Here is a 12,080-nt window from a genome sequence, read left to right on the forward strand (position 1 = left end):
TTAGCCTACCATTGAAAAAGTGCGAAAACCTATAGTTTACACGTTATTTTTACTTGGTTTATTGAGCGTTATAGCATTTGCTTATATCTGTAATTATCTCTCTGAACAAAAGCCTATAGTTAGGTGTCAGCAATGGGTATTTCAGGAGGAAGGAGATCATAAATACTACGCACATCCTGATACATTAGTGGTTCAACCCTGGCGTGGACGACATCATGTCTATGCTATATTTTTAGTTCCCGCAGGATACGAACATGATGGATTGTTCACCTTAACAATACCTGGTTCTTCTACTCACTGTGGACGTTCTCAGAAGATTGGCAAGGTTGTATCTGGAGTTGATGACACTAATGATTACAATCGGGTGAGGGGATTTTTAAACACTCGAATTGCAGTACAATTTATTCTTCAAGGTAAGTTCAGTCAGTTAAGGGAACCGAAAAATTGGAGTTTGGGTTATTTTCAAAGTAAAGAGGCGTAAAGGTCAGCAGAGGCTATATGTCCATGACTTGGCGATAATGGGTTTGTATTTCTGCTACGGTTGGAGATTTGCGCTTTGTTTCCCACTGACTAACTTTAAATAATTCTTGCTGTAAATCATCTACTTTAATGGTGTTAACTTGACCATTGCTAACAATTTGCTTTCCATTTACCCAAGCACTATGGACAACATTGATAGGACGACCTAATACTAATAAGCCAATGGGATCTGTTCGGGGTAGTAATGATAGACTGGTGAGATCATACATGACTAAATCGGCTTGTTTCCCTAGGGTGAGGGAACCAAGTTTGTCAGCTACATTCAGCCCTTTTGCGCCTCCTAGGGAGGCCATTTCTACAGATTTTCTGGGTGTGATCCAGTTGTGATAGTCTGGGTCTGTAGTGTTGTGTAAGATGGAACCGATTTTGATGGCTTCTAGTAAGTCTTGGGAATCATTACTGGAAGCACCATCACAACCAAAGGAAACATTTACCCCGGCTTGGAGATATTTTAAAATAGGGGCGATACCACTGCCTAAACGGAGGTTACTCAAGGGGTTATGCACAACTGTACATTGAGTTTGGGCGAGGATGGTGATATCGTTATTGTTTAACCAAACACAATGAGCCAAGGATGTGCGATCGCTTAAATATCCGATGCGTTGTAGATGTTGGACTGCGGTACAACCGTATTTTTCTTGGGCGAGTTTTTCCTGTGCTTTAGTTTCTAGTAAATGAGAGTGACGACAAAGATGATGGCGATCGCTTAACTCAATACATCCTATAAATAAACTATCGCTGCACAATTGTATCCCCGTTGGTGCCACCACAATACTTATACCTGCTTCAGGACGGTGAAATTGTCTGACTGCTTCCTCTATAATTTCCAAGGTAGCCGCAGTTGAGCGAAAATACGGTGCATGGTTTTGATTTGACTCTCCCCCCGGTATACCCGCAGTGAGGGACTGATCTTGAATCAGGGGTGCGATAAAAGCACGTATTCCCACTTCTTCATAAGCACGAACCGCTGCAGCGATAGTTTCTAACTCCTGTCCAGGAGTTAACACCAAATGGTCTACCACACTAGTACCACCGGAAAGTAAAGTTTCCACAGCGGTTCCCAAAGCACTCAGATAAACTTTTTCTAAATCCAGAGGCGCAAAGTCATATAATTCCCCTAACCATAATTCTAAAGGCAACATGGACATAATTCCCCGTTGCCACATTTCCGATGAGTGGGTATGGGCGTTAAAGAAACCAGGGAGTAACAGCTTATTGCTACCATCAATGGTATTACCAACCACATCTAAATCCGGTGCTATGGCGGCTATCTTACCATCTATTACTTGTACATCTAGGGTGAGATAAGCATCCTCAATAGCAATTAAAACATTCTGAATGGTAAAATTCACGATTTTAACCTTGTTGGTGGTTGACGGTTGACGGTTGACGGTTGACGGTTGACGGGTCGGAAGCTAAGAGAATGTTTGTCAAGTCATGATTAGTGTATTAACTATTGTTTGACCCCACCCTAACCCTCTATGTTTTGATAGGTTATTTAAAAGGAAAATGATAAATTTGTCTAGTCACTGGTTGAGATTTCAAAATAGTTAAGTATCAACCATTAAGTATAAACTATCTTCTTAGTCCTATGCTGCCCTCAGTATTCAAAACTTGCATTCCCAGAGAAGAAATCTTAGCAGGGGAACTTTCTCCAGAATTACAGCAATTTCCAGGTAATTGAACCACAAAATGCGGTAAGGTGTGAAAGAAGTGATTATTAGATTCGATGCCAGTATCGTACTCAGGTGATTTGCGTCGTCGTGTGATTATAGCTTGGGAAGCAAAGGAAGGCTCTCAACGTCAGTTGGCTGAAAGATTTAAGGTCAGCTTGTCTTTTGTGCGAAATCTGTTGCGTCATTATCGTCAAAATGGAAAAATTGAGGCGAAACCACGTGGAGGATACCAACAACCAACAATTCAAAACGAGCAATTGAGGATCATTCAATCTTTGGTGGAGGAGAAAAATGATTTGTTGCTCAGAGAATTATGCGATCGCTATCAAGAAAAAACAGGAATTAGGGTGAGTATCCCGACAATGCATCGCGCCCTAAAAAAATTAGGCTTAAGGTCTAAAAAAAAGTCTTTATGCCAGTGAGCAAGATACTCCAAGAGTGCAAGAGTTAAGACATGACTATCGACGTTGCTTAGATCACATTGATGTGTTGAAATTTAGTGTTCGTGGATGAAGCCGGAATAAATTTATCAATGTCACGCTTGTTTGCCAGAGCCGTAAATGGTGAACGCGCTGTTGGTAGTATTCCTGGAAACAAGGGTGGAAATGTGTCTTTGATTGGTGCTTTGAACCTCGATGGGCTGATTGTATCGATGACTGTACCAGGAAGTACAAATACTGATGTGTTTCTCACTTATGTTACCCAGGTCTTACTTCCTCAGTTGTGGAAAGGGGCAATTGTAGTCATGGATAATCTTAAGGTTCATCATGCCGAGCGTGTCAGAGTTGCTATCGAGTCCGTCGGTGCCAAAGTCAAGTTTTTGCCCCCTTATTCTCCTGATTTATCACCTATCGAACTTTGTTGGTCAAAACTGAAGCAATTTCTTCGGTCTTGTGAGGCTCGTACCCCGGAATCACTCGATAAAGCCATGGCTGAAGCTGTAAATTATGTTACCGAAGATCATGCCTTCGCTTGGTTCAACCACTGTGGTCTATTTAACTGAAAATCGCTGTAAATCTATCTAAAGATAGATGCAAAAGTTTTTAAAGTAAACATTATTGCCAGAATACAAAGATGTCAGTAAAATGTAAAATTTAAAATTATGACCAAAAAATCTCAGATAATTTCCGAAAATCATTCATATTCTTGGCAAAAAACTTACTTGTGTTATCACGGCTATTACTGGTATTATTAATACAACAGTATGATTTACTGATTTTTAAAGATCTTACTTTTGCCGTACTATCTGTTATTTCCTTTAGCTGTGCTAGTCTAGTAGAGCGTTGTGATGATGCGTGGGGTAAACTTGATTCTTTAAACCCTTTTTTCTTCAGCAGAATTAAAAACTCATAGTGGTTAACCTAGTTCGCTGTTCTAAATATTAACAGTTGGGCAATGTGGACAAATAATTTGGCAGGGATAAATTTATGCTTATGCACGCTACTAAATGTGTAATTCCTATTATCAAGTCTCCGAAAGATTATCAAACATATCGGATTAGTCCAGATGATTCTAATCGGTTGGCGATTATTTTTGATTCGATGAATGCTAATACTTCCTTGACTTGCTGCGTAGAAATTTTTGACGTGGGGGGTCAAACACCACCGAATCGTCATCAATGGGCGGTAGAAATGTTTTTTGTGCTCAAGGGGGAAGCCCTAGCAATATGTGATGGTAAGACTGTGGAAATTAAAGCCGGGGATAGTTTGTTAGTACCGCCTACTGGAACTCATTTGATTAAGAACACAGGTAAGACTCGGTTGTATACTTTAACTGTGATGGTTCCCAATGAAGATTTTTCCGAATTAATTCGTAGTGGTATTCCCGTTGAGTTAGATGGGGAGGATATGGCGGTGTTAGGGAGAGTAGATGGGTTGATGGGTTATTAAAAAACTGTAGAGATGCTTTTGGGTGAATAAATTTTGCTACCCTTAAGAGTGAGAGAAGCTCAAAGAAGAACAGTTCTATTAGTCAAATCAATAGCAGCGAGTCAAGCAGCCTGTGGTGACAATTGGTTTACTATGGAATAAAGAGGAATAGAGATGGAAACTAAATCAACCGAACCATCTGTAGCACCGACAGAAATTCCCCCGGGGTATCTGAACATCATGGGTTATGTGGATGAGTCAGAGGTTAACGGTCCTGGTCGTCGTGCTGTTGTGTGGGTACAAGGTTGTCCCCGTGAATGCTCTGGTTGTTTTAATCCTGAGTCTTGGTCATTTGAGATTAATCAATTAATTGCTGTTGACACTCTTGCTGAAAACATCCTCAGCAAACCTCAGAATACAGGTGTGACATTTTCTGGTGGAGAACCATTTTGGCAAGCCACCGCATTAAGTGCATTGGCCCGTAAGCTCAAGGCTGGGGGATTAAATATCATGTCTTTTACTGGGTTCACCCTCAAACAATTACAGTCGGAATCTGCTCCCCCAGATTCTCAGGCCTTATTAGCAGAACTAGATATCTTGATTGATGGGCCTTTTGTGGAGTCTCTAGCTATCAATTCTCCCACGTCTCTGGTTTCTTCTAGTAATCAAGGGGTTCATGTTTTTAACCCAGAGTTAGCAAACCAGATGACTTGGGCTAGCGACCAGATAGAAATACATATTCTCAAGGATGGTAGCCGGATTGTGACTGGTTATCAAGGCGGTTTGAGCAAATAATTATCATCAAGACGGAGACGTTCATGGGAACGTCTCCACAAGGAGTAGTTAATTTTGTATTAACCGGTAACTTGAGATTCTACAACACCGATGGGACAAGTAACATTTGTCCCCCCTAGACCACAATAACCATTGGGGTTTTTGGCGAGATACTGTTGATGATAGGCTTCTGCGTAGTAAAATTCAGGGGCATCTAAGATTTCTGTGGTAATCGTACCATAACCTGCTTTGTTGAGAGCTTGTTGATAAGCTTCCCTGGATGTTTCTGCTAGTTGCTTCTGCTGTGGGGAATAAACGTAAATTCCCGAACGGTATTGAGTACCAGTGTCGTTACCTTGGCGCATTCCTTGGGTGGGGTTATGGCTTTCCCAAAAGACTTTGAGTAATTGAGTGTAACTAATCACCTTGGGGTCAAAGACAACCAATACGACCTCGTTGTGACCAGTCATTCCTGTGCACACTTCATGATAAGTGGGGTTAGGGGTGCTACCCGCAGCATAACCCACGGCGGTTGTGTAGACTCCTGGAAGTTGCCAAAATTTGCGTTCTGCACCCCAAAAACAGCCTAAGCCAAAGATTGCTGTTTCCAATCCGGCGGGAAAAGGAGGTTTGAGGGGATTGTGATTCACATAATGTTCATTAGGTACTGGCATTAATGAGCTTCTTCCTGGTAAAGCTTCTTCTGGAGAGGGGATAGTTAGTTTTTTTCCAAATCCAAATAGTCCCATAGCTTTTAAGTTTGATTTGTCTTAAATTTATTTACGTTACTTAATATTGTGACATACTCCTACACTGACGTAGGGTGACCCGGAAAAAACTCATGGATGATTCGCATTTTGATCACTGCCATAACTTTTACCCAATAGAATGTACTAAATATAACATACGTCCTAATTGTTCTTGCCCATTTATAGCCAAGTCGCTGTGACATAAATAGAGTTGATCGCTGACTCGAGAGAGTAAATCTGCCAAAATATGCGGTAATCTTCTTTCTTCTAGCAGATTTTCATCTTCTGCTGTCCAAGGTTCCCCTAACCTCTGTTGTAAGAATAATTGTGACCCAAATAGCATAGACGCACCACCTTTTACCCATAACGGGGAACCAACATCTAACCAGAAATGCCAAGGGTGAAATGTTCTGCTAGAACGATATTGGAAAATAGTTGTGAGGGTAACAGCTTTGCTACCTGGTCCAATAGGACGCAAGGGGTAGGGATTGGCGGTAATAGTCCCACGTCGGAGTAGTTGTATAAATTCAGCAATGGTTGTGCTGGAATTCCCCTGCTGTAATCGGCTATGAATTTCCCAATAGTGTTGAGCAGTTTCTAGGAATTCGCGCAATGCTGCCATTTGGTCGTAGGGAAGATGAGAATTTGTCAATAAAAAGTCTTGAATCGCTAGGAATAAAACAGAAATGGGATTGGAAATTAAACGCAGCTGTGATAGCGTAGCGCTGCTGCAAGCAGCTCGCTGTTTTTCTAACCACTGTAAAATCTGATGATAAGCTGTAGTAGCGGCATAGCCGATGCGATCCCAGCGATCAAATGCGGTAACTGGTAGCAAGTGGGGATGGTCGGGATGAGGTACAAAACAGTAATCTGCAATCAATCCGGCGCGTACTGGGTCGATGCGGGGGGAAAATGAGGAAGAATGATCAACAACTGCTGTTTTTCTACTCAAGATAACTAACATTTCGGCTACCGCATCTCGATGTACTAGGCGACCTAGACCCGGATAGATTAGTGTTAGCATGGTCAGTAATGCACGAATCACAGATGAAGTAATCAGGGGTCGTTGGTGGTTGAGTGATTGGACTGGTATATTTTGCTTGGTGAGGATTTCTACTAAAGTATAACGAGCGATCGCATCTAGACCAGGGGCGATAATTGCTACTTCCTCTGGTTTAACTTGTCCAGTTTTGATAGCTTGAATAATTTCCTTTGCTATATTTCTTAATAATTCAGCCCGAGATGTGGTTTTAATTAGCCGTGCTGGTGGTGGTAAGCTAGATAACATCATCGATGGGGTGATTAAGTCTAGCATGGGGGTCAAAAGTTTATCTGATAAACTTGGTAAAGGTGATGTAGTTAATGTCTGAATCTGACAACGCTGTGCTAAACCCTGCAAATAATCGGGGTCAGCCCCCAATCCCAGACGTGATGCACCATCTGGGTTATAGCTAAATGCACCCACTGCACCTTGATCCAACAAAAAATCAAACAGTTGTCGCGCTACTCCTGGGTAATCATCAACATCATCTGCCACTATAGCTTGATAGCGTTGATTTAAGTGCTGTTGGTAGTTGGGATGGCTGAATAATTTTTGACTATAAACTTCAGTAATTATCCCATAACTAAGCAATCCCCTTTCTAAACACCAGTTGCGCCAACCTAGCAATAAAGATGCCACAAAATCCGGATCTAAATCCATGGCATTTTCTTGTAAGCCTGTTTGCAAAATCTCACTAATATCTTCACAGCGGGTACCACTGTAAGCGGCTAATTGTAGTAAATCGAGGATACGGCGTACTAAACGGTACTCGTTCACTCCTGCACGACGGCGCACAGTAGCTGCATCCAACTGGGAACCCCACAATTTTGTAGCCAATTCTTGTTCAGTCTCGGGGCGTAATACTATGGGGAATTGTGCTTTGAGATTTAAAGACTCAATTAATAAAGGCCAAAATAAAATAACTTCATCTTGAAAAAAACCCATCATCGTTTTGACTCGAAGTGGATATTTTCCCTGAGTAGCTGTAGCGATTTGATCAGCCAAAGTACGACGATTATCACTATTTGCAGCTAAAACCAAAACCCCCGGATGTGTTTTTTGCAGATGTAAGAGTGGTTGTATGGACTGGGCTGGTTGCTTTCCTAGTTTATCGGTGTCAGATAATGGGGAATTATAATTTTCAGTTTGCAGCCAATTAGACAAATTCTCTACCAAGCGCGTCGTCTTACCACTGCGACTAGGACCTTCAACCCAAATAGAATGAGAAATCACAAATACTCCCCTTGTAGATTTGCTATTATACTTCGTATTTCAACTTAATGATCATAATCAATCATCAATGATGAATAATTACTGACGATGAAAATACCGATTTTGAGCCAGAAAGTTTACCCGTTTTTATTGTCTGCCTACAGATGGTACTTACTCACGCCTGAGCGTTCACTGGATGCAGCTTATAAGGCTGCATTAGAGATTAAATTAGTAGAAAATGAGCATTTCGCTGGGAACAAAATAGAGATAAATTCAGACATCTACAGTAACAGTGTGATGGATTATTTTGAGTCAGTTTTAAAGCAACAATTAAAAATTGCTCGGATGCGACTGACAGAGTTTCGAGCCAGTCGTTGGTTTTCTAATGAATCTCATCACAGGGCTGCGAGGAAAACCGGTATAGAATATCCTACTCCGTCTGCCATTTTAGAGAAATTAAATTTCATTGATCAAGTTATCTGTAAGTATCATAACTTGGATTCTGAGGTCAATTACCCGGAGTTAGTAAATCCGCCTCAAATAGTCAAAGTTACTCCGCCTAACTCTCAACCATCTGCACCAAAACTACCAAGTCAAAATCAAGAACAGAATCAAAAAAAGCGCGGTAAATCTGACACAGTTGGAATATTACCCCGTTCGCTTTTAGGTACAATCAGTCGTCTGCAAGTTGAATTAGATCCCAATGCTGAAGAAGATGTTATTAAAAACTTTCGTCATAATCAAAGAAGAACCATAATAGCCATTAGATTGATTTTATTATTAATAATAGTTCCTCTCTTAACCCATCAAATATCTAAGGTATTAGTAGTAAGTCCGCTGGTTAATCATTTCAGAAGTGAGGAAACAGTACCAATATTTCTCAACTTGGAAATGGAGGAAGAAGCATTATTAGAAATGCAAAGATTTGAAGAAAAAATCAAGTTTAAAAATTTGATTAGTGGCGCACCGCGACTATCTGGGGAAGAGATGGAAATGGAGATGGAGGAAAAAGCCCATGAAATTGCCGAACAATTTCGTCGGGAAAGTGCTAACGCCATTAAAAATGTTTTTTCAGATATTTTTTCTGTTGGTGCTTTTATTTATTTGCTGCTGATTAGCAAGCCTTCGATTATGGTGTTAAAAGATTTCTTTGATAATATTGTTTATGGTTTAAGTGATAGTGCTAAGGCATTTATTATTATTTTATTTACTGATGTCTTTGTCGGTTTCCACTCTCCCCATGGCTGGGAAATAATTTTAGAGAGTGTATCACGTCATTGGGGCTTACCAGCTAACCGAGATTTTATTTTCTTATTTATTGCTACATTCCCGGTGATTTTGGATACCATCTTTAAGTACTGGATTTTCCGTTATTTAAACCGCATATCACCTTCTGCTGTGGCTACATATCGGAATATGAATGAGTAAAAAATCATCAATGTTGCGGTAATAAATTCGGGAAATCTAGATGCAAGAGCTAGGCTTTATACCGAGTCATTACCGCACCGGGGTGTTTCTCAGCTTTAACTCAAGTGGTGTACTCGGCGTTAATTTTTACATAGTCGTAACTCAAATCACACCCCCAAGCTTTACCAGAACCATGTCCATTACCAACCTTAACTGCAATAATGACCGGATTATCTATTCTTTGTCCTGGGAGATGGTCGTGATACACAGAAGAGTCAGCCGCAGTTTGTTTTAAATATGCACTGGCTGCTGCACGGTTAAATGATACTGGTTGACCATTTTCTAATAATAGGAAATCCCCTAATTTAATTTGTAAGTTGTCTTGCTCAAAGGGTACGCCAGCACGTCCGGCGGCGGCGGCGATACGTCCCCAGTTGGGATCACGTCCAAAGATGGCAGATTTAACCAGAGATGAACCTACAATGGTTTTAGCAATTTGACGGGCGGAAGCTTGATCATGAGCACCTGTGACTTGAACTTCAATTAAGCAGGTTGCACCTTCACCATCACGGGCGATCGCTTTTGCTAAATGCTGACAGACTGCTGTCAACATGGCCTGTAATTTTTCAGCTTCTGGACCGATTTCGGTAATTGCTGGTGTGCGAGATTGACCATTAGCCAAAGCAATTAAACTATCGTTGGTGCTGGTATCACCATCTACGGTAATGGAATTAAAACTTTGATCGGCAGCCCTACTTAACATTTGTTGCCACAAATGAGATGAAACGGCTGCATCACAAGTCACAAATGCTAACATAGTAGCCATGTTGGGATGAATCATCCCGGAACCTTTGGCAATACCACCAATTCGCACTGGGCGATCGCCGATAGTTGTTTCTAAAGCAATAGATTTTGTTACCAAGTCTGTAGTGACAATTGCCTTGGCTGCTGCATCCGAACCTGTTTGGGAGAGTGCTGCTACTAGCTGAGGAATACCACCACGTAGGGCATCCATTTTCATGCGTTGACCAATCACACCGGTGGAAGCTAGCAAAATCGATTCCGGGGGGATATTTAATTCCCGCGCTAATATTTCGGCACTTTCTACAGCATCATGCATACCTTGCATACCTGTGGAAGCATTGGCTTGACCAGCATTGCAGAGGATTGCACGGGCGCTATGTTTGGCTTGTAGGCGTTGGCGACAATAGTCTACACAGGCGGCTTTAACTTGGCTAGTGGTGAATACACCAGCTGCGATCGCCTCTACATCGGACCAGATTAAAGCTAAATCTGGCAATCCCGAAGGCTTTAGTCCCGCCGTGATCCCCGCAGCCTGATAACCTCTTGGAGCTGTAACACCGCCACTAATTTCCTGCCAATCTGCCATTTTTTTCTCCCGCCACTCTTAGCTGATTAACTGGCGATGATTATACCAATTCTTCACAACCACCAGATATTTGCCGGGTATGAAATAAGGAGAGCCGCATGGGCAGCTCTCCAGATCATCAGGGTGCATCCACATAGCACAGTATAGCATTTTAGATATGAGGTGTCATACACTTTATTTATCTTTTGTATCAATATTCTTGAACGGCGAAGGTATGTAGGTCTGAATATATGGCTAAAACTGCTTATTACCAGGTGATTGCAATTATTTTGTTAATATTTTCTTAAACGACATATAATTTTCTTAATTCCAGATTAGGAATAAACACCATCAAGTGGTAACGGTATTATTGGTTACTATTCATAAAGGAGAATATACAAATACAATTTTTTAACTAATGTTAATATACAATCATTTAACTCAGTATTTGATTTTGAATTATGACATTGGTAGTAAAACCCACAGTGAAAAGTATCAAGGAATATGCTTACCAGGCAATTCAACAACACCTGAAAAAAACTGTGAAATGGGAGACAGCAGTAAAAAAAGATGAGGATCCAGAAGGATTGCATCAAATGCGAGTCGGGATGCGTCGCCTACGTACTGCAATCAGTAGGTTGGATTTGGTACTGAATTTACCGGAGTCAGCTAGTGACAAAAAAATCAGTAAAATTGCCAGTAATTTAGGTAATCTCAGGGATATAGATGTACTTAAAGAAACTTTAGAAACCCTTTACCAACCATATTTACCTCCCAAGGAACAAAAAGTACTGGCAACAGCTTTAAATGTTTTAGGTAAACAACGCCAAAAGGCATTATCGCGGACGCGGAAAACATTACAAGGGGAAGCTTACAATTCTCTCAAACAAGGATTGTTACTTTGGTTAGATCAACCTATTTATAAACCTTTAGCATCTCTAAGCATTGAACAAGTGTTACCGGATTTACTTTTACCTGAAGTGAGTAGTTTTTTACTACATCCGGGGTGGCTAGTGGGGACTGATATTATAGATGCAGATGTAGAAGTTTGTACAAACTGGCCAGCAGAAAACATAGAACAGGAATTGACAACTAAAGGCGCGAGCATTCACAATTTACGTAAACAAGCCAAACGCCTGCGTTACCAAATGGAGTTATTTAGTGATTTATATGGTGAATCTTACGCAGGTTATGTTGCGGAAGTCAAAAGTATCCAAGACATATTAGGAAAGATGCAAGATAGTGTGGTGATGGGTGAGTGGCTGGAGGATGTATTCCAGTCACTTGATGCCCAACTACCGACCCTCACCAGTTTATTAAAAGAAAATCGTTATCAAATGTGGCAGCAATGGCAACCTTTGCAAGAGCGCTATTTGCAAACTCAACATCGCCACAGTTTTCATTTAACAGTACTCAACCTTATGGCTACACAAGATTGAGAAT

The 12,080-nt window shown here is 41.0% G+C and carries 11 protein-coding genes; 7 read left to right on the forward strand and 4 right to left on the reverse strand.

Annotated elements, in window-relative coordinates; all coding sequences use genetic code 11:
• The first annotated feature begins 19 nt into the window (after positions 1-19).
• On the forward strand, positions 20-481 hold the full coding sequence (locus PN457_RS16400; RefSeq protein ID WP_271734554.1) for a hypothetical protein: 462 nt from the start codon (positions 20-22) through the stop codon (positions 479-481).
• A 13-nt stretch (positions 482-494) separates the two neighbouring features.
• Here the strand turns inward: PN457_RS16400 and PN457_RS16405 are convergent, their stop codons facing one another.
• Entirely contained in the window at positions 495-1,892 is a 1,398-nt protein-coding gene (locus PN457_RS16405; protein ID WP_271734556.1) for an amidohydrolase, read from the reverse strand.
• 377 nt (positions 1,893-2,269) lie between these two features.
• Between PN457_RS16405 and PN457_RS16410 the strand changes: the two genes are divergently transcribed.
• The 4 genes from PN457_RS16410 (at position 2,270) to PN457_RS16425 (ending at position 4,879) form a co-directional block, all read left to right on the forward strand.
• Positions 2,270-2,638, forward strand: coding sequence for a helix-turn-helix domain-containing protein (locus PN457_RS16410; RefSeq protein WP_271734558.1), 369 nt, complete (start codon positions 2,270-2,272; stop codon positions 2,636-2,638).
• Positions 2,639-2,721: 83 nt separating this feature from the next.
• Positions 2,722-3,219, forward strand: a complete 498-nt coding sequence (locus tag PN457_RS16415; protein WP_271734559.1) for an IS630 family transposase — start codon at positions 2,722-2,724, stop codon at positions 3,217-3,219.
• 430 nt (positions 3,220-3,649) lie between these two features.
• Positions 3,650-4,105: a cupin domain-containing protein gene (locus PN457_RS16420; protein WP_271734561.1), complete on the forward strand. Its 456-nt coding sequence runs from the start codon at positions 3,650-3,652 to the stop codon at positions 4,103-4,105.
• Positions 4,106-4,258: 153 nt separating this feature from the next.
• Complete coding sequence (locus PN457_RS16425; RefSeq protein ID WP_271734563.1) at positions 4,259-4,879, forward strand: 4Fe-4S single cluster domain-containing protein; 621 nt, start codon at positions 4,259-4,261, stop codon at positions 4,877-4,879.
• Positions 4,880-4,938: 59 nt separating this feature from the next.
• Here the strand turns inward: PN457_RS16425 and msrA are convergent, their stop codons facing one another.
• Positions 4,939-5,607, reverse strand: coding sequence for a peptide-methionine (S)-S-oxide reductase MsrA (gene msrA, locus PN457_RS16430; protein WP_271734566.1), 669 nt, complete (start codon positions 5,605-5,607; stop codon positions 4,939-4,941).
• 127 nt (positions 5,608-5,734) lie between these two features.
• Entirely contained in the window at positions 5,735-7,882 is a 2,148-nt protein-coding gene (locus PN457_RS16435; RefSeq protein WP_271734567.1) for a recombinase family protein, read from the reverse strand.
• Positions 7,883-7,969: 87 nt separating this feature from the next.
• Between PN457_RS16435 and PN457_RS16440 the strand changes: the two genes are divergently transcribed.
• On the forward strand, positions 7,970-9,289 hold the full coding sequence (locus PN457_RS16440; protein WP_271734568.1) for a proton extrusion protein PcxA: 1,320 nt from the start codon (positions 7,970-7,972) through the stop codon (positions 9,287-9,289).
• Positions 9,290-9,389: 100 nt separating this feature from the next.
• Here the strand turns inward: PN457_RS16440 and argJ are convergent, their stop codons facing one another.
• Complete coding sequence (gene argJ / locus PN457_RS16445; protein ID WP_271734570.1) at positions 9,390-10,658, reverse strand: bifunctional ornithine acetyltransferase/N-acetylglutamate synthase; 1,269 nt, start codon at positions 10,656-10,658, stop codon at positions 9,390-9,392.
• 440 nt (positions 10,659-11,098) lie between these two features.
• Between argJ and PN457_RS16450 the strand changes: the two genes are divergently transcribed.
• Positions 11,099-12,076, forward strand: a complete 978-nt coding sequence (locus PN457_RS16450; protein ID WP_271734571.1) for a CHAD domain-containing protein — start codon at positions 11,099-11,101, stop codon at positions 12,074-12,076.
• Positions 12,077-12,080 lie beyond the last annotated feature (4 nt).

The organism is Anabaenopsis arnoldii (assembly GCF_028331025.1).
GTDB classification, from domain to species: Bacteria; Cyanobacteriota; Cyanobacteriia; order Cyanobacteriales; family Nostocaceae; genus Anabaenopsis; species Anabaenopsis arnoldii.